Genomic DNA, 19,763 nt, shown 5'->3' with positions numbered 1-19,763 from the left:
GTGCATGAGGAGAGCATGACTGATCGCCGCACACCCGGCGTCTTCGCCGAGTACATGGCGAACGTCAGCGATGAGGTCGCCGCCCGGCTCGACCAGCTCCACGATCGTCCGCCGACCTGGGCACGGCCCGACCAGCTCACTGCTCTGACTGCCCGCTATCACGAACGGGCCGCCGAACACCGCGACAACGCCAAGCATCAGCGCGAGCGCGACGCGCTGGGCACTCCCCAGAAGGGACCCTTCGCGTGACCAACGCTGTGCTGTTTTCAGAGTCCTACTACCGGCAGGTGCTCGCCGAGTTCGGTTACACCCCGTTCGATCTGCGGCAGTTCGACTTCATCCTGGCCGGCCTAGACGCCGACACCCTCAATGCCCGCTACCTGTGCCACCACCACGGTGACCACTACCTGCGTGCTAGCCCGCAACGACGGATCGTCACCACCGGGTTCGGCATGTCCGGCGTGCCGCACCTGGCCACGGTCTCCCATATTCTCAAGATGATCGAACTTCAGCGCGGTGGCGAGCGCTGTCAGATCGTGCTTGGCGACCTTGATGCCTACAACGGCAAGACCAAGCCCTACGCGGAGGTATGCGAGCTGGCCGAGCGGTTTCGGGAGTACAGCCTTCGGCTGGGCTTCGACGACACAGCCGGGATCGTGCGCTCGCAGGCCAGCCATCTGCCCGCGCTGGAAGCGATGTACCTGCTCGGCCGCTACGTCGAACAGGCCGACTTCGACGCCGCCGAAGAAGACAACCACGGCTACTACGTCGACCGCGGGCTGGTCGACGCGGCGATGACCTTCCGCCGTGCCCTCTCGCTGTCGCTGATGGCCGCCGACTTCCTCGCCCTGGGGCAGGACCACGACGCGGTGCTGGTGATGCTCGGTGTGGACGAGCACCGTTACGTGCGCTTCGCCCAGCAGACGCGGGCACGTCTCGACGAACATGTGCCGCTGCGGTCGGACTTCGCGCTCACCGCCGCCTACACCCGCATGGTGCGAGGCTTCGGCGGTCACCCGAAGTTCAGCAAGAGCATCCCCGGTTCGGCTCTGGACGTGACCACCCCGCCGGAGGAAATAGGCCGTCTGCTGACCGCCGAGCCACCGATCCCCGAAGAGTCGGCCACCTACCAGCTCATGTGCCAACTGCCCCGCTACGATGCCGCCGCCTTGCTCGACTTGCACGAATACTGTCGGGAGGCTGGCCCAACCTGGCAGCGTGCTGTGGTCGACCTCACCAACCACGTCATCGACGTGATCAGTCTGTGGCCCTGTTAACCAAGAGGAGTCGGCTCGTCGCGCCCCGCTAACATCGTCATATCACGCGCAACCCGATATCCGGAGAGCTTTCGATGACCCGACTGAGCCAGTCCGTTGACCGGGCCACCGCCCTGCTCAAGGACGCGGACCTTGCGGCCGACGCCACCGTGCGGGAGCTGCTGACCGAGTCCACGCAGCGCCGCAGCCTGGATCTGTCGGACCTGCCCCCGGCGGAGCAAGCCGCCCTGATCGCCGCCCGCTCGCAGGAGCTTCAACCGTCCGCCGACGCGCTCGCCGAGCGGATCATCGAGGCGGACAAGGAAGGCCGCCGGTTCATCGCCAAGCTCGGCATCGACCCCACCGGCGCCGAGGTGCACCTCGGGCACACGGTGCCGATGCTCATCCTCAGCCGCTTTCAGCGGATGGGGCACCTGGTGGTGTTCATCGTGGGCGACATGACCGCCAAGATCGGCGACCCCTCCGGTCGGTCGGACGAGCGACCGGCGCTGACCGACGAGGACATCGCCCGTAACCTCTCCACCTACCGGGAGCAGGTCAGTCCGTTCTTCGACTTCGAGCGTGCCCAGTTCCGGCACAACGGCGACTGGCTGCGGCAGATCACGCTGCCGAAAATGATCGAGATCACCGCGCAGATACCCGTGTCCATGCCGCTGCAACGCGAGGACTTCCGCAAGCGGCTCGACGCTGGGCAAGGCTTGTCGCTGTCCGAGTTGCTGTACTCAGTCGTCATGGCGCTGGATTCGGTGGAGACCAACTGCGACCTGGAACTCGGCGGGATCGACCAATTCCTGAACATGCAGATGTGCCGCAAAGTGATGGACATCTGCGGCCAAACCCCTGAGTTGGTCGTCGCCACCTCACTGATCGAGGGCACCGACGGCTCCGGGACCAAGATGAGCAAATCCAAGGGAAACTACGTGCCCTTGACAGCGCCACCCGGCGAGATCTTCGGCAAGATCATGTCGGTACCCGATCGGCTGGTGGAGCCCTACTTCCAGGCGCTGTCGGAGTGGGTGGACTCCGAACTGGCCGTCACTCGAGAGCGGATTAACAGCGGCTCGCTGCACCCAATGGACCTGAAGAAGATCCTTGCGGGGGAAGTCACCGCCGCCATCCACGGCGTTGACGCGGCGATGAAGGCCCGTGAGGAGTTCATCGCGCGCTTTTCCAAGCGCGCCTTTGGTGAGGTGGACGACCTGCCCACGGTGGCGGACGTGAGCATGTCGATCACCGAGGTGGTCAAGGCTCTGGGCTTCGCTACGAGCAATGGGGATGTACGTCGCGTCGCCCAGCAGAACGGGCTGCGCTTGGTAGTCGAGTCCGATGGCAACCAAGAGCAGGTGACGCTCAGCGCCGATGAGGCTCGCGAGCCGCTGGCGGCCGTGGTCAAGGACCAGCTCGACGGCCAGCTCGGCGACTTCTACCTCAAGGTCGGACGCAAGCTCGCCCGCATCAACCCCACCGACTGACCCTCGCCTGTGGACGCCGTGGCGTTCGATCTGTTCGGCACTCTCGTCACCGCACCTACGCCCCAGGAACGCACCCGCGCGGCCTCTGGGCTGGCAGCCGTGATCGGATGCGGGACCGCGACGGTCGATCAGTATTTCCGTAACACGTGGCATGCCCGCCACAACGGCACCCTACCGACGTTGCGCGACCTCGCCACGCATCTCGTCCATGCCGCCGACAGGCCAGGCGAGGTGATCGGACCGGTCGCAGACCGGTTACGCGCACTTGGGCAGGCCCGTCTCGTGCCGGCACCCTCGGTTGTCTATGCGCTGCAGTCGTTGCGCAGCAAGGGGCTCCGGATTGGCATCCTCAGTGACGCCAGCGCGGAGATCGCCGCCGCATGGCCGAAGAGTCCGCTGGCTGCGCTCGTGGACACAGCGGTGTTCAGCTGCACTGCCGGCGCCCTCAAACCCGACCCACGGCTCTACCGGCGCATCCTGGAGGAGTTGGGCGTGCCAGCGCACCGAACGCTGTACGTGGGAGATGGCGGCGGTGACGAACTGCATGGCGCGCTTGCCGCAGGAATGGCCGCCGTCGCCGTCCGTCGCCGAGGCCCTGCCGATGCCGTTGCGTTCGGCGATACCGACTGGCACGGCCCTGTGCTGGACGCGGTAGAGAGCGTGCCGCCTTACTTGACGGAGCAGAAATGAGGGCGTGGGAGATCCGCAACGGCAAACTCGATCTGCACGAGGTGGCGCCAGTACAGGCGGCCGAGGGTGAGATGGTCGTTCGCATCAAGCACGCCGGCATCTGCGGCAGCGACCTACCGAAGTTAGTGCGTCCCCACGTTTTCGCTCTGCCTGAGCCGTGGAGACCGGGCCACGAAATCGTCGGTACCGATCCCACCGGCCGCGTGGTCGCTATCGACCCGCTCATCTCCTGCGGGACCTGCAACGCGTGTGCGGCAGGTGACAGCCACTTATGCCCGGGCCTGCGACGCCTCGGCTGGGACCTGCCCGGTGCTTTCGCCGAACAGGTCGTCGTACCAGCGGCAAACGCTCACCCTCTGCCGAATGGCGTCGATCCCCTCCACGCCGTCCTTGCCGACCCCGCGGCCGTGGCAATCCACGGGCTGCGCTGCACTCCAATCTCCCCAACAGGTCGGTTGGCCGTGATCGGCGCTGGCACGGTCGGCCTCCTCACCGCGTTGTACGCCAACCAGCACGGGTGGGATGTCACCGTCATACACCGCGACGGCCGCCCGCCACCACGAGCGATTGTCGATGCCGTTCCCGCCACATTCCAGCCGCCACAACTTCCCGAAAACAGCGGCTTCGATGTGGTGGTGGACGCGGCTAGCGGAGCCGACTCAACGCCGCTGGAACTGGCTCTACATCTCGTTCGCGAGAGTGGCACCGTCGTCGTTCAGAATGCCTACCAGTCCAACGTCGTGCTGCCGCTTCCATTGCGGGACATCTTTCGTCGGTCGATCAGCCTGATCGGCTCCTTCTCCTACTGTGGGCGCAGCCTCGGTGACTTTGAAATGGGACTGAAACTTCTCGATCAGTGTTCGAACGCTGCGGGACTTCTGGTCACCCAGGTCGGCGGACTCGCGGACCTGGGCGCTGTCCTTGAACGTCCGAGCCCCCACACCGGCCGTCAGGTGCTCACCGTCAAGGACATCTGATTCCGGCAACCATCCGTGTGAGGTGTAGGGTGCCAAAATTCGGAAACGGGTTTGACCTGGGTTTTCTCACGGGCATCACGCGGCTTGGGTGTACTCGTTGATCAGTCCGTTGAGGACCTTGTGACGTCGGATGGGGCGTCGATCGGGACCACCGTCGTCGGATCGTGTTCCGGGGGTTGTTGGTCGAGGCTTTGATGCGGGCGGTGGGTATTGAAGTGGGTTCGTGTATTCGTTGAGCATTGACATGGAGTGCCGTTCGTTGAAACTCCTGCTCTCCATAGCCTCCGAGGACAGGTCCGCGTCCTGTGGGGCTCGGAAAGTCATCGCCGCAGGTTAAGCGGCGTATCGGTATTCGTTGATGATGCCGCCGAGGACCCGCGTGCGGAGGACTTTGCGGGCGTTGATGTCGGGCATGGGGGCGGGCTGCTGGTCCCGGATCCACCGAATTGGTTTTGGTTTGGGTTGTTGATCAAGGTTGGGGGGGTGTTGATCAATAATGCTGGTGGTGGGTGTGCGGGGTCCGCCGGCCTGGTGGTCCGGCTTATCCACTGCGGTCTCCGGTCGGCGCCTTGTGGGCGGGTGTGGTCAGGGGCAGGCCGTGGTCGGCGGGGAGTGGGTTGCGGTGAACAGGCTGGTGAAGGCCTGTTTCCAGTGCCAGCCGGCGGGGAGGTGTAGCACGATGCGGCGGGCGGAGCGGGCGATACGGGCCGGGATCGTGATGAGGTGCCGCCGCAGGGTGGCGGTGCGGGCTTTGGCGTGGAACTGCGATGCGAGGCTGCCCGCGGCGCGCATCAGGTTGTGGGTCAGGGCGGCCAGGGACAGCCAGGCGCCGTTGGCGGCGAGCTGCCCGGAGGGCAGGTGGGCCGCGGCGGAGTCATTGAGGTCGGCGAAGACCTGCTCGATCGTCCCGGCGCGGCCGCGGTGCTCGGCCTCGGCGGTGAGCAGCTCGTGCGGGGAGTCGGTGAACACCGCGTGATAGCGCCAGACGGGGAACAACTCGCCGGTGGCATCGGTGGTGGTGATCCGGGTGCGGCGCACGATCAGCCGGGCGGTGACCGCACGGTCGGGATTCTGGGTGACGTTGGTGAACGCCTCCAGTGTCGTTTCGGCGATCTCGCCCTCATGGATCCACCGCTTGGCGCGGTCGTCGAAGACCGGCCGGTTGAAACGCACGGTCTGCCATGTGTCCTCGCCGATCCCGGCGATCGCGGCCTTCACGGACGCGGTGTGTTTGGCGGTGACCGAGAAATACGCCCCGGCGTTGCGGATCGCGGCGTCGAAGACCGGCCGGTTGAAACGCACGGTCTGCCATGTGTCCTCGCCGATCCCGGCGATCGCGGCCTTCATGCGGTGGCGAGTGGCAGCGGTGACCGAGAAATACGCCCCGGCGTTGCGGATCGCGGCGATGACCGGGCCGGTAAAAAACGCCGAATCACCCCGCACCACGATCGTCCCCGTCGCACCACACGCCCGGGCCGTGGCGGTGTGTTTGGCGGTGACCGAGAAATACGCCCCGGCGTTGCGGATCGCGGCGATGACCGGGCCGGTAAAAAACGCCGAATCACCCCGCACCACGATCGTCCCCGTCGCACCACACGCCCGGGCCGTGGTGATCGCCGTGGTGATCAGCGTCGCCGCGCCGCGGGCGGAATTGGCGTTACCGCCCCGCATCCGGGTCGCCGCGACCACCGGTGCCGCGGTAGGGGTGGAGATCGTGGCCATCAGATAGTTCAGGCCCCGTACCTTCGTGTACCCGTACGCCGAGCCCTGTTTACCCGCCCCGTAGACCTGTTTGATCTTCGAGTCGATATCGACGAACACCAGCTCATCGGCCTCCGGCAACAACCCGCACCGCCCGGCCAGGCGTTCCAGTATTAGCCTGCCGAGTTTCTCCAGCTGCGCCACATGCCCGTAGGTGAACCCACGCAGAAACGTGCCCAGTGTCGACGGCGCCCGGATCCCGTCGAACAACCGTGGCATGCCACCGTGACGGATCACACCCAGATCCTCGAACGAGTCCGCACCACAGGCCATCCCCGCCACGATCGAGGACACCTTCACACCGGGATTCGCCCCCGCCGACCCCACATCCGGCGACAGTTTCACCGTCTGCTGAGCCAGATCAGCCACACCGACCTGCTCGGCCAGCCGCATCACCGGTACCAATCCCACACATGACACGAGATTCGGATCATCGAACCTCACCGACACTGCGCCGGCACTATGCGATGCTTGCATCCAGCAGATGCCCTCTCATCCAGGAACCGATTGTCTCTCTCACAAAGAACAATCATCCCAGGCCAGAGGGCATCTGCCCCACCACGACACGACCCCCGCCCGCACAAACTTTCACCACAACACCGGTGGATCCGGGTGCCCTCTCATCCAGGAACCGATTGTCTCTCTCACAAAGAACAATCATCCCAGGCCAGAGGGCATCTGCCCCACCACGACACGACCCCCGCCCGCACAAACTTTCACCACAACACCGGTGGATCCGGGCTAAACGAGCCCCACAGGCACTTGGGCGGTGTGTTCCTTGGAATGCAGCCCCGACAACGACGAGGAGGCGTCTCGATACAGGTCACGGAAGAATGGGTTGACCCTGGGGCCGCCTTCTTGATCCAAGGTGCGCCGCACTCGGTCCTCGGTCGGTGACTCACCGTCACCGGGCTCCCAGCGAATCACCGCGGAGCGCAACCGGAAGCCCGCCACACCGTCGGCGTTTTCCGGCACCACCTTGACCAGCAGTCCGCAGTCCTCCAGGACCTCGAACAGGTCTCGGATGATCTCTTGGGCATCGTCGGACTTCAGCCGCGTACCGGCACGGTCGTCGTACTCCCGGCGGATATACCAGCCGAAGGCGCCCCGGCCTGAGAGGTAGGCGTCCTGGCGGGCTCGGCCCGGCTTACTTGGTCCTGGGAAGGCCGCGCCGACCAGCGGGGGCCGTTCTTTGTCCGGAAGCGACCACGGCTCCTTGAGGTGCTGGTCGGACAGCAGCTCGATCTGGCGGAAGCCCTCTTCGGTCAAGCAAGGCACGTCGATCGCGAGGCTACGACGCAGCTCATGTAGCAGTTGGGTCGCGACTTCCTCACGGTGCTGCGGATCGTCTTCGCACAGTAGCTTGTGCCGGCCCTGCCAGTTGTCTTCATCCGCGGCGATTTCCGGCAGGTCCTGGTAGGCCACGCGCAGGAGCGCGGTCTGCTCCAGGTTTGGCATCGTGACCCGCCAGCCGCGCTCCAGGTCCAGGTAGAGCCGGTAACCGATCACTTCTCGCAGCGCCCGCCAGACCTCGTCTTTCTGGCTGTAGCGCGGGTTCGGCGTCGTGGAAAAAACTGCCGGTGTCAGCCCCAGCGCCTCGGTCACACGCTGGGCGACCACCTCGTGGGTCAGCCCTTCAGGCGCAGCACACAGGGCTCGGTGCAGTGCGCCCCGCAGCTGAACGACCTGGACGAAGTCGTTGAAGTGCCCGGCCTGCAGTGAAGCGTCCTGGCGGTTGTCGACGAAGGCCAGCAGCTTCTTGGCGTCGTCTTCCAGGTCCTCACCGTGTGCTCGCAGCGTCCGGACGATGCTCTTGCTGATCACTGAGGTCGCCGAGCTTCGGCCTTCGGCCGAGAGTTTCGCGAGCTTGCCGAAGTCCTGTGCTCGCTGTTGCTCATACGCGGCACGGCAGCGCAGGCAGAAAGGAAACGGGCTCGGCACGTAGGCGGCAGCCGTGGCCTGTTCGGAGTTGGTCTCGATACCATCCACCGTGACCTGCACAGCCTCGGGGAGGTACTTCTCCTTGCCCGGCACCACCACGAGGCTGCCGCCCAGACCGGTGGTCATCCACGACGTGGGCAGCCGCCCCTCAATGAGGGCGTCTTCCAGATCGGTCGGCCACGGGTAGTCCGAGCTGATGAACAAGTAACCGGACGCCTCGTCGCCCCCGCTGGCGTCGATGTCCCGCCGTGCCTCATACCGGGTTGCCCCGGACTCGGTGATCCGGCTCACGGCCAGATAATCCTGGCCACATTCTCGGCAGAACGACAGCGGGAACAGCCGCCGCGTCCGTCCCAGCTCATCCGTACCAGGCGCGGTGACCTGGTACTTACTGGTGATGAAGCGCTCCTCCGGCGGCTCAGCGGTCACATGCACGTTGTCACCCTTGGACAAGAACTGGTGCAACCGGAACGCGAATACCGGGCGGCCGGTCGCCGGGTTGATCACCCGGGAACCGGTCTCCAGCACCGCTTCGATCGACGTGCGGCACTCCTCAAGATCCCCCGAGATCTCCGTTGCCAACAGTCCAGCCGCCTCGCGCGTGGTCAATGAGCGGCGACGTCGGACGAGCTGGCCAGCCGGTCTGTCGGATTCGAACCCCAGCACGGTCTCCACCCATGCGACCAACGGATCACGGACGAAGCCTTCGAAGTCCTCCGGCGGAGCGGCCCCGAGCCGCTGCTTCAGCACATCGGCGTTGACCACGGCGGCATCGGTGACCCGATCCAGGGTCTCGCCGATCACTTGGGCCGGGTCAACGGGGACTCCGAACAGCCGTGACGCCACCTGGGACACCTGTCGCTGCTGCGCGGACCAGTCGCCCTCGGTGGTCATGGTCGCCGAGGTGCCTACGCACTGGATTGCGCCAGCACCGCAGGCGTCCTGCAGGCGTCGGACCAGCAGCGCGACATCCGCTCCCTGCCGACCTCGGTAGGTGTGCAACTCGTCCAAGACCAAGAACTGCAAGCCTTGGGCAGCCTGGACCAGCCCCTGGCGCTCCTTGGGGCGGGTCAGGATCAACTCCAACATCATGTAGTTGGTCAGCAGGATGTCGGGCTTGTCCGACATGATTTTGCGCCGGTCCTCCTCGCTTTCCTGTCCGGTGTAGCGGGCGAACGAGACGGGAGGCCCCTCGGGGAAGCCGATCTCCAGGAACTTGCGCAGTTCCTCGACTTGGCTGTTGGCCAGGGCGTTCATTGGGTACACCACGATCGCCTTCACACCAGGCTGGTGGGTGCCTGCCTGCTTGGCCCGCAGCACGCGGTCGACGATCGGAATGATGTAGGCCAGGCTCTTGCCAGAGCCCGTACCAGTGGTCAGCACATAGCTGTGGCCGGCACGCGCGGCCTCCACGGCCTCGCGCTGGTGCTGGTGCAGCCGCAGCACTCGACCGTCAGGGCTGTGCTCTTTGAGGCGGAAGATCTGCTCGGCCAACGGGTGCAGCACGCCCTCGGTGACCAGGTCCGTCACCGACCCGCCGGAGGCGAAGTTGGGGTTCAACGACAGCCAGGGATCAGGCCACTGGTAGCCCGTCGCCTCCCGGGCCTCGACATGCTCACGGACCCAGCGGTCACGGATGTCGACGAAGCTGGAGGTGAACTCGCGGTAGTCCTTGATCAGGTCGTCGCGAACCCCGAAGATTTCCATCCACGCCCCAGCACAGCACTCGATCGATCACGTCCACCGAGAATTTACCGCTTTGGGCTGACGGCATAGGGGCTGACGGCTAAGACGAGGCGCGTTCGTCGCCGGCGACCTTGGTCGCGTGTCGGTGCCTATGGGTAGATCGCCGCGCTTACCTGCAACAGGCACTGTTGTGACCTGGCTGGCGCACGGGCACTGCAAGCCTCTCGTGCCGTTCCGAGCCCCGGTAGCACTGGCCGGTGCGCGTTGGCCCACGAGCCGAGGTCCATTCCTTCACTTCTGCACGTGTGTCGCACTCCAGACACCGGCGCCACACCTGCCATGCACGGACCCGTACGGGGTGCCACGATCGGGCGATTGTGGCTGCGATCACATATTGTGTGATCATCTTGGAGAGGTCAGGCGGATGGCGGCGACGTGGTGGAAGAGGATCGAACCCCGGCTGTGGCGCTTTGCTGCCGAGCCCGCGGATTCCGTGCGCGAACGATATGCGGCGGTTCTCGGCGCCCTGCTGGTAGCCAGCACGCGAACACCGACAGCGACTATGGCTGACGTTCGGACGTTGTTGTCGGACGTGGGTTATGACGATCCGCTCACCACTGAGGACCTGCGGGATGTGCTTGATCACCTGGCACGGTCGGAGTTGGTCAAGGTTTTTCGCGACTACACCGCTCCCGTCGCCAGCCTCGGCGAAGGTGTGCGCCGCCAGGAAGCCTGGACCCTGACCAAGCAGGGGCGCGTGGTAGTGGGCGCGGTCCATGACGCGATGACGAATATTGATCGTTCGTTGCAGCTGCCGCCCCGGCTTGTCGACTCGGTCGAGGACACCGTGCGCAGACTCCGGGCTCACTTGGACGGCAATGCGGAGCTGCTGGCGACCGATCTTGCGCAGGTGCGCGGGCACCTTGAGCAGTTGCAATCGGCCACAGGCGACTTCTACGAAGCCGTCGCTGCCCTCATCCAACACGACGTGACAGATGACGCGATGTTCACCGCGAGTCGTGAACGTATCTTGGTTGCGCTGCGGCAGTTCACCAAGCACACCGAGCGGTCGTTGACCCGGGTGCGGCGTGCCCTTGTGGAATTGCACGAGGTTGGCTACGAGGTGGTGGTCGAGCGTGCTGTTGCCAGCGCGGGGTTGATCGATGCGAGCGGGCAGCAGGCGTGGCTCGACGAACAGCGCCAGCACCTCGATGCTCTTGACGTGTGGTTTCGGCCCCGTGGCTCGATCGACCGACTGATCGATTCGGCGGCGGGGGCGATCCAAACCCTGCTCGGCGCGATCGAGCGACGCTTCTACGCCACCACCCGCGGTACTGACCTCGGCGCCGACTTCCGGCAGGTCGCCCGCATGCTGCACGCGCAGACGTCGGAAGCGGGGGCCCATCAGGTGTTCGCAGCAGCCTTCGGTATGTGGCCCGCTCACCACCCACGCCGCCCGGACACCGAAGACATCACTCCCGCGCTGACCACTGCTGCTGGCGCCACTTGCCCAGTCCAAGTGACGCTGCACGAAACCGAGCGAGGTGCCCACGCGGCGGGCCGCCCACGCAAGGTCGCCGACGTCACGGCGGACCGAGAAGCGGCCGAAGCCGACACGATGGCCGAACTGACGCGCATGGCAGACCTCTCAGCGAACCTGGTCACCCCTGGCGTGGTCACGCTGACCTACTTCACAGGCCTGGATGCCGACCACACAGCCGTTCTTGCCACCCTGCTGGAAGAAGCGCTAGCCGCCTTCGACGTCGGCGTGGGCAGTGGTTGCGCCTTCACGCTGCAGTGTCAGCTGCGCCTGTGGGTCGGCGAACCGGGGCGAACCGTGGCCGTTCGGCTGGCCGAAGGCACGTTGACCGCCCCTGACCTACGGGTCGAAGTCACTGTGTTGGATCACGACGCCGCGGCCGAGGGCGAGGTGGCCTGATGTGGGACGACGTGGACGTGGCTGGCGGCGACGTTCGTGGTCAGCAGGTCGATGGCGACGGTGGCCAAGTCATCGCATCGTTGCTGCGCGAGCCACTGTTGACCATCGAGGGTGATCCAGATACGTTCCGGCTCGCCCTCTACCGCCGCGAAGAGGTCACCCGCTGGTTTGGCGATGCCACCGGGTGGAAGGTCGAAACTTCCGCTGCTGATGGACTGTGTCGGCTCTACAAACGACGACGCGACCCGCCCCGGGACAGGGCACCGCGCCTGATTCGCCGGGAGAGGTCCGCGCGTCGGCCCGCGTCACCACTGGTGCTCACACTTCTGTGCCTGGTGTGCGAGCAGCTGTGGCGCCACCCGGAGACCGGCTTTAACGATCTCCAGCTCGAGATCGTGCAGAGCTGTGCCACCGAGGCTGACACCAGTCGACTCCCGAGGTTCCAACCTGTGGCACCGGCTGGCCGCGAGCACGCCCGGGCCAACACCCACCGCACCGCGCTCGTCGACGCGCTCCGTCTGCTGGAGAGATGGCGGGTGGCCGCCGTGGATCGCCCGCTGGATGTGGCAGAGCAGGATGATCACGCCGACCTTCTGATCACAGCGCGACGGGACCGCTTGGCCGCGTTGCTGGCCTGTCACCCGCCGGGGCTGCTGGAGGTTGACCTCGACCAGCCCGACACTCATGTGTCGCTGTTGTGCTCGGACCAAGCGCCGCTGCCGGAGCACGCCTCGACCCGGCAGCACGATCTGCGCCGCCGTCACGTTGCCGTCCGGTCTGTGCTCGACGATCCCGGTACTGACCCGGAAACCGACGGCGAAGCTGGCGGCTATCTCGCCTCGACGGCCGGAGGTCGATACGCCCTCGATGCCGCCGCGGCGGCGGGCTTGTGCTGCACCGTCCGCCGGGACTGGTGGATCGTCGCCGACCCCGCAGGGGCCACGACCGATCTCGACTTCCCACACGGGCGGTCCCAGGAACAGCAAGCCGCGATGCTGCTGCTCAGCGAGCTGGCGCGCCGCGGTGATCCCACTGCTGCGGTCACCAAGGCCCAGGTGACTGCTCTCATGCGGGTGCATCTCGATCGACGCCCGTGGTGGGCGGGACGGTACCGCAGCCCGCGCGGCGCCGAGCGACTCGCGGAGCGAGCACTCCAGCACCTCACCGACGCCGGGGTTGTGCACCCGAGCGGGATGACCCCGGACGTCGTGACCCCCACTCCGGCAGTGCGCGTGTGGGTCCTCCGGATCATCGACCCGCACAGCGACCCTGATCCGGCAGACGAAAATCCGGGCAACGGCAAAGGATGCTGTGATGGCTGAGCACACAGAGCCGAATCTTGACCTGACGTCCTTTGTGGGGCGGCTCAACGGCAGCAAGGGCGTGCTCCTCGTCGACCCTCGTCCCGGAGTTGAAGGCCGCTGGCAACCGACCCGGGCCGGCGTCGTCAACTCGTGGCTGTGGTCCGACGAGCAGTTTCTCTTCCAGGACGGGTGGCTGGCGCTAGTCGGCGAAAACGGCTCCGGCAAGTCGTTAACGGGGACAACGTGGTGCCCCACGCTGATCGACGGCGACGTCAGCCGACGAGGCCTATCGGTGGGCGAACGGGCAGCAGGCACGCTGAGCGACCGCCACGTCAACTGGGAGTCCGGACCACCCAAAACCGGATTGTGGTGGAAAGAGCTAGGACGCACCGATGTCGACTCGAGCACCCAGGAGCGCACAACCCGATGGCTGACCGTCGGGTTGTGGCTGCGTAACCGTGGCAGCGACCGCAAGGTTGTCGAACGGGCGTGGTTTTTGGCCCCCGCGCGCGTGGGCGAGAACCTCGCCCTCGTTCGCGACGGCACACCCGTTGATCTTGAGGACCTCGCCCAGCAACTGGCTGAACACGAGGGCCGGTTGTTCACCTCGAACGAACGCTTGGTGCGCGTGGCATCGAAGCATCTGGCCGTCGTGACCGGTGAAGACGAGTTCGAAGAAGCGGTCCGTGGCACGCTGTATCAGCCCCTTGATCCCGACCAGCTCAACGCGCTGACCACCGTGCTGCGTGCACTGCGCCGCGTGAGCGTCAACGACAAGATCAACCCCGACGACATGCGCGCATCGCTGACCTCCGCGCTGCCGGCCCTGGATGGCGCACGGGTACAGCGCCTTGCCGACGCGCTGACGAAGGCCGAGCAACTGGACCGGCGCCTCCAGCATGCCCGCAAGCAGCAAGAGACCCTCGCTCATGTGGCCGCTGCCTATAGCCGCTACGCGGGCGCAGTCGCTGCGCTGATCTCCGCCCGACTGCTCCAGAACAACGACCAATGCGAGCGGATTGCACGTGAGGAGAAAGATCTTCACAGACAGCAGGCCGACCAAGAGCGCATCAAGCAGGAAGCGGAAACCACGACTCAAGAACTGACCCGCCGAATCGAGAACCTCAATCAGACCATCGAGTCGCTGCGGTCCAACCTGAGCGAGCACCCTGGCGCCGGGCTTGATCACCTGGAGCGCACCGCCGACCATCTGGAGACCATCGCCGAGCACGCCGAGGAGCAAGCGACAGAGGCCGAACACACCGCCCGCGCAACCAGCGAGGCCGCCGGCGAACACTACAGCTTGGCCACTGCCGCTGCCGCCCATCTCCGCTCGCTACTCGATCAGATCCACCGCGACGCCGACGAACTCCATGCAGCGGCATTCCATCACCAGTTGGCCACCGTGTCTGGGCCACTTGTGGAAGAAGAGCCGACGGTGCCGCCCGCGGACCTCGATGACCGTGTCGCTGAAGCCAAGCACGCCTTCCACGAGTGGGCCGATGAACGAGCGAGGGCAGTCGAGGCCATCAACCTGGCGATTTCCGACCTCCGTTCCGCACGCGACGCGCGTGAGGCCACGCAGGGCCGCCTCACCGAGGCCCAAAACACTGCCGATGACGCCGAAACGGAGGCAACACAAGCTGCCGAGCAATGCCGCACAGCCGAGCAAGATCTGCTCGACCAGCTGTCCACCATCGTCGCCGGGTTCCGGCACCTGCCAGCGCCACCCGTGAAACTACTTACCTCGCAGCCGTTGGGCATCGACGCGATCGAGCACTGGGCACGCGACGCTCTGGACCACACACTCCAGGCACTGGATGTCCCCGGCGCTGAGTCGCGAGCGGCCGTCGCCACCGACGCGGCAACCTACGCCCGCACCGAAGCCGACCAAGCCCGGACCAACGCCGCCGACACTGCCCGCTCCGCTGGCAGCGCGGCCGAGCCCCTCGCCGGCCTCGCTGCACAACTGCCGGAAGCCCCGCCATCGCTGGCCGATCTCATCGCCGTCGCGCGCAAGGTCGCCGAGCACGCGATCGACTACGACCCCGACCAGCTCAATGCCGTCATCGAGGACATCAGTAACGCCGAAACCAACGCGCGCACACAGCTATTCGAACGTCGCCGCGCACTGCAGCACGCTGCCAGGCTGCTCGAGGAGTGGGAACGCGTTCAGGCCCAGGCGAATCGAGACCAGGCGAGGGCCGAGGAAGCAGAGCGGAAGGCAGCGCAAGCAGAGCGAGCTGCCACAACCGCCGACCACAAAGCGACCACAGCCGCCGACACCTGGGCTCACGACGTCCGCACCTGGATCGACGACCTGCAGGTCGTCGACTCCACCCAGCTACCACTGTCCATACTGGACGATCCATGCCAGGCGGATCCGAACAGCCTGATTGTGGGTGTCGCTACTGCCCACCGCCAGGCTGCGATTACCCTGACCGCCGCACGGACCGCCGCGGAAACCGAAGCCGCTGAACTCGCCGCCCAATGCCGCCGGCTGGACGCGAAGGTCACCGAGGTTGAACAGGGCGATCCCGCTCCCGAGAGCCCGTCATGGCGCGCTGATCGGACGAATCGACCCGGCGCGCCCCTGTGGGCTCTCGTCGACTTCGCCGAGGGACTGCCGCCCGACCAGGCTGGAAAGCTCGAGGGAGCCTTACTTACCGCCGGCCTGCTCGATGCGTGGGTCTCCAGCGATGGACAGCTCACCGACGGTGATCTACACCTTGTCCCGGGTGAACCACTGTCCGGCCCGACTCTGGCGAACCTGCTCGTGCCGGACCCGCGCAGCGCCATCCCGGCCCCGCAAGTCCACGCCCTGCTCGCCTCGATCCGCGTCGCCGACAGCGTCGATGACTGGGAAGCACCCGTGGTCTTCGAATTGGGCGGGACGATGCGTTCCGGGCTGCTCAAGGCATCCAGGCCAGAAGGCTGGACGCCACGACACATCGGCCCGACTGCTCGGGAACGCACCCGCCAGCAACAACTCGCGCAGCTCAGCGCCCAGCGTGACCAGGTGGAAGCAGCCCGAACCGAGGCAGCCAACCGGGCCCAGCAGACCCAGGACGCCCTGGATCGTGCTCAGCAGGAAGCTGCGAGCCTGCCCGATTCCACGCTGCTACTCCAGCACCGACACGAGGCCACCGAACGTCGAGTCACCGCCCACCGACTGCGAGAGGAGGTCCGAGCGGCTCAGACTCTCGCCGAGCACACCACTGCCAGTGCGCACGAAGCCCACTCGCTGGCCCGCGACGCGTACGCGGATGCCTTCCTCCCGCCTGAATCGGATGCCGTCCACAGCGCGATCGGGATCTGCACCGACCTTCCCGACCTGGTAGCGCAGGCAGCCTCCACCAGCCGGGCGGCCACCGCAGCAGCCCACCACGCGTGCGACAACGCGCAACGTGCCAACGAACTGGAACAGCGCCGGAATGCCGCCGTGGCCGCTGCCGCCGACGCACAGCAAGCTGCGACCGAGGCGCGCGCTGAGTATCACGAGCTACCCGATCTCGCTGTCGTTCGACAGACCCGCGAGCGTGCCCAGGAAGCCACGCACACCGCTGAGAACGCAGCCGACGCCGTGGCATCACTGGCAACACAGGCACAACGAGATGAAGCTGCTGTCCGGGGCGCCCTAGAACGGTTGAACAAGACCGTACGAACTCCGGACGGGAGGATGCTCCCCACCGATTCAGCGGAGCTTTCTCACTACCGCCACCAGGTCTCGGCCCTGCGAGACTGCGTGGCCGACTGGGCGCACGCCGCGACCCGGACACACCTGCTCATTGACACTGCCGCACATCACCGACGCGCCGCCGATGAAGCACAACACCGCGCCCAACAAGCTCGAAGCTGGGCAACGCGTACTCGTGACGATGCGCAAACCGCCCGGCACCGATACACCGAGGAATTGCGACAACACGGACGTTCCTACCAAGCACTCGTAGACGAACTTGGACAACGCCGCAGAGAAGGCACCGAGGTCTCTACCGACCTCGACGCGCAACGGGCTACAGCACACCGCGCGGACATCGAGGCCACACGGATCACCACTCAACTGGCCGGAGTCCAACAGCGCCGTGACCAAGCAGTTCGGACCCGAGCCGATTCGCTCACGGCGCTGCAGGAGGTCTTCGATCATCACTTAGCTGTGGAAATCACCGGCGCAGAAACGCTACGGCGGCCACCGCATCTCGAGTCCGGATTGGACACCGCTCACCGGATCATCCAGCTCCGCAACCTCCATGATGTCGACTGGGACGAGTGCGTCCCACGTGCGCAGAGCGCGGCAGACCACGTCTTGCGGGAACTGGACACCCGCGTCCGCAACGTGCGCGACCGCCTTTTCCAGTTCGGCCGGCACATCGAGTTGGAGGACGTACCCCAGGCGGCATGGAAGCGGGTCACCTTGACCGAGCAAAGCCAGGCCGCTGCAGACCTCGCGCCCAGCGACACCAGCACCCAATCACTGCGCACAGTCCTCGAAGACCTCAACCGATCAATTCAGACGCTGCAAACGGACTTCAACGAACAAGTCCACACCGAGATCAAAGGCACGGTGTTTACCGACCTGCGTAAGCACATCAACCTCAAGATCGCCCTCGCCGAGCAGATCGTCGAGGACATCCAGACAACACTGAGCACGGTGCGCACCGGCGTCGCCCGCGTCGGCATCAAGCTCGCCTGGAAACCCCGTGAGGATCCAGCCGCCCACGAAGCCATCTCCCTCATCCGCAAGCCAGACCTCGAGGGCGCCTTCGATCGGATGTATGACTTCTTCATCCGGAAGCTCGACGAAGGCAGCCAGGAGCCCTCCTGGACTGCGCGAGTCCAGGAGGTCTTCGACTACCGAAACTGGTACGAGTGGGAAATTCGTCTGACCCACGCTGAGTTCGCCGGCCCCCACGACGCAGGCGAGGTGTTCCGTACCGTCACACCACGGCACAACCCTCTGGATGCCCTCTCTGCTGGAGAAAAGCGGCTGGCAACCATGTTGCCCATGCTCGCCGCCATCCGCGCCTTCTACTCCATCGAGGGCTACCAAGGCCCACACATGATCTTCATCGACGAACTCGATGCGACCTTCGACCCACCCAACCTCCGCAAAGTCATCGCGCTCCTGCGAGCCTGGGACTTCGACGTCCTCGCAACCCTGCCCTCTATGCGTCCGCTTCTGGTGGCCGAAACGGGATCAGCAGGACTCCACAAGATCAGCAAACGGGGAGACGGGCTGCGCTACAGCATCCCGTGTATCTGGCGAGGCGCAGGAACACCCGTCACGGCCCGCATCGCCGTCGGTGGTGGACACCACTCCCACCACTCCGGCAGCAGTACGCCGCCGCCAGATGCTCCACCGCCCCACCCCTTCGACGGGCCCGCCGGAGAAATCTGATGTCCGACGATCTTACCGACCCAGATATCGCGCCACTGTGGAAAGCGATCGCAGAACGCCTTGCCCAAGGCCACGACCCAGCATGCATCCAGCAGGTCACGCCTAGGTTGTCCCGCGCCGGGCGGGCTATGCTGATCAGCTGGCTTACCCATACCACGCAGAAAGCCCGCCGTCGCAAGATACGGCTGCATACCCGGGACAATAGGACCATCGTTCCAGTACCAGCACTTCTGCAGGCACTGCGGGTGACTCCCCACGATCTGCCGCTTCTCGTCAAGCAAGCTACCGGCGGCTATCCAGATCTCGCCGGTCAACGTCGCAACGCAGCCCTACTCCGCGACGATATCTGGGCGCACGCGACGGCGTTGCTCGCCGATACCCCACGCCTGCTCGCCCGGCTTCGAGCGGCCGGCGTCAGCGATGACAAAGCCGACGAACTTCGCAAATTGATCGACGCCTTGGGGCGCGCTCGACACCTGCTTCCTCTGCCGCGTCCTGTCCCACTCGCGCGCCTGTCACTCGCGTGCGCCGGCAACCCTCATTACTTCGACCTCGACGACACCAGAAACGGCGCGAAACTCGTCCTGCTCGCTGCAGACCTGCTCGAAGTGCCGCTGCCTGACACACCAGCGGCCGACCGAGCCGCACTGGCACGGGTCGGAGTGATCGCCGATCGCCTGTCCCAAACCGTGCTCACCTTCAACATCAACGCGACCGGTAACGGGCCCACCGATCGAGCACTACGGCTGGCCCAGATCGACCGCCGCCCCGTTCATGTGACGCTGCATGACCTTATCGCCTATCCGCCGACGTTCAGCACTGCTGCCTGGCTCGTCGTCGAAAACACCTCCGTTGTTGAAGAGGCATTTACCCGGGGCGTCATGTGTCCGATTGTGTGCACTGCCGGAACCCTGACCGCGGTCGACCACGTTCTCCTCGGACTTGCTCGCGACCAACAGGTCATGATGCGCTACTCAGGCGATCTCGATCACGCAGGAATCACCATCGCCGACACCGTACGAAACCGGTACGGCGCACAACCTTGGCACATGGATGCTGAAACCCTGCACACAGCCACGCACTCAGGCCCGCTTACGAACCAACCACCAGCCGTGCCAGAGCTCAACGGACCGTCTCTCGTACCCCTGCCACCGGAGACACCGTCCACAACAGACCCGCAGAGTATCGCCAGCGCAGACCGACCGCGCTGGGTCGTCTTCCAAGAACACCCCGTCGTCCTCGACCGCCTCCTCGGCCCCGACCCGGATGACCCGTTTGAGCTTCCCAAGAACGCCTGATCATGACGCGAGGCCGGAGCAGG

At 65.6% G+C, this 19,763-nt stretch carries 11 protein-coding genes; 9 read left to right on the top strand and 2 right to left on the bottom strand.

What is annotated here, in order from left to right:
* Window positions 1-15: 15 nt before the first annotated feature.
* From SSPN_RS0124485 to SSPN_RS49240, 5 genes are all read left to right on the top strand, one after another.
* Window positions 16-249 carry a hypothetical protein gene (locus tag SSPN_RS0124485; RefSeq protein ID WP_158309639.1) on the top strand — a complete coding sequence of 78 codons (234 nt, stop codon included), beginning with the start codon at window positions 16-18 and terminating at the stop codon, window positions 247-249.
* Window positions 246-1,277 (top strand): nucleotidyl transferase family protein, encoded by a 1,032-nt coding sequence (locus SSPN_RS0124480; protein WP_010310179.1) that lies wholly within the window; start codon window positions 246-248, stop codon window positions 1,275-1,277. Before SSPN_RS0124485 ends, SSPN_RS0124480 begins: the two co-directional genes overlap by 4 nt.
* Window positions 1,278-1,351: 74 nt before the next feature.
* On the top strand, window positions 1,352-2,749 hold the full coding sequence (gene tyrS / locus SSPN_RS0124475) for a tyrosine--tRNA ligase (protein WP_010310177.1): 1,398 nt from the start codon (window positions 1,352-1,354) through the stop codon (window positions 2,747-2,749).
* Between the two features lie 18 nt (window positions 2,750-2,767).
* Window positions 2,768-3,439, top strand: a complete 672-nt coding sequence (locus SSPN_RS49245; RefSeq protein ID WP_049887661.1) for an HAD family hydrolase — start codon at window positions 2,768-2,770, stop codon at window positions 3,437-3,439.
* Entirely contained in the window at window positions 3,436-4,416 is a 981-nt protein-coding gene (locus SSPN_RS49240; protein ID WP_010310173.1) for a zinc-dependent alcohol dehydrogenase, read from the top strand. The genes SSPN_RS49245 and SSPN_RS49240 overlap by 4 nt, the downstream gene beginning before the upstream one ends.
* A gap of 585 nt (window positions 4,417-5,001) precedes the next feature.
* Here SSPN_RS49240 and SSPN_RS0124455 read toward each other — a convergent pair.
* Both SSPN_RS0124455 and SSPN_RS45550 read right to left on the bottom strand, forming a co-directional pair.
* Entirely contained in the window at window positions 5,002-6,654 is a 1,653-nt protein-coding gene (locus tag SSPN_RS0124455) for a transposase (protein WP_029535682.1), read from the bottom strand.
* 264 nt (window positions 6,655-6,918) lie between these two features.
* Entirely contained in the window at window positions 6,919-9,825 is a 2,907-nt protein-coding gene (locus SSPN_RS45550) for a DEAD/DEAH box helicase (RefSeq protein WP_010310169.1), read from the bottom strand.
* Between the two features lie 130 nt (window positions 9,826-9,955).
* Between SSPN_RS45550 and SSPN_RS0124445 the strand changes: the two genes are divergently transcribed.
* From SSPN_RS0124445 to SSPN_RS45535, 4 genes are read left to right on the top strand one after another with little or no spacing between them, the layout of a single operon-like run.
* Window positions 9,956-11,743, top strand: coding sequence for a DUF2397 family protein (locus tag SSPN_RS0124445; protein WP_337466352.1), 1,788 nt, complete (start codon window positions 9,956-9,958; stop codon window positions 11,741-11,743).
* Window positions 11,743-13,065, top strand: coding sequence for a DUF2398 family protein (locus SSPN_RS45545; protein WP_010310163.1), 1,323 nt, complete (start codon window positions 11,743-11,745; stop codon window positions 13,063-13,065). Before SSPN_RS0124445 ends, SSPN_RS45545 begins: the two co-directional genes overlap by 1 nt.
* Window positions 13,058-18,442 carry an SbcC/MukB-like Walker B domain-containing protein gene (locus SSPN_RS0124435; protein ID WP_010310160.1) on the top strand — a complete coding sequence of 1,795 codons (5,385 nt, stop codon included), beginning with the start codon at window positions 13,058-13,060 and terminating at the stop codon, window positions 18,440-18,442. Before SSPN_RS45545 ends, SSPN_RS0124435 begins: the two co-directional genes overlap by 8 nt.
* The gene (locus SSPN_RS45535) at window positions 18,442-19,740 is read left to right on the top strand and encodes a DUF2399 domain-containing protein (protein WP_044574895.1); all 1,299 of its coding nucleotides are present in this window, start codon (window positions 18,442-18,444) and stop codon (window positions 19,738-19,740) included. Before SSPN_RS0124435 ends, SSPN_RS45535 begins: the two co-directional genes overlap by 1 nt.
* Window positions 19,741-19,763 lie beyond the last annotated feature (23 nt).

Source organism: Saccharopolyspora spinosa NRRL 18395 (assembly GCF_000194155.1).
In the GTDB taxonomy this organism is placed as follows: domain Bacteria; phylum Actinomycetota; class Actinomycetes; order Mycobacteriales; family Pseudonocardiaceae; genus Saccharopolyspora; species Saccharopolyspora spinosa.
Note: the sequence above shows the minus strand (reverse complement) of the source record. Positions and strands in the feature narration are given on the sequence as shown.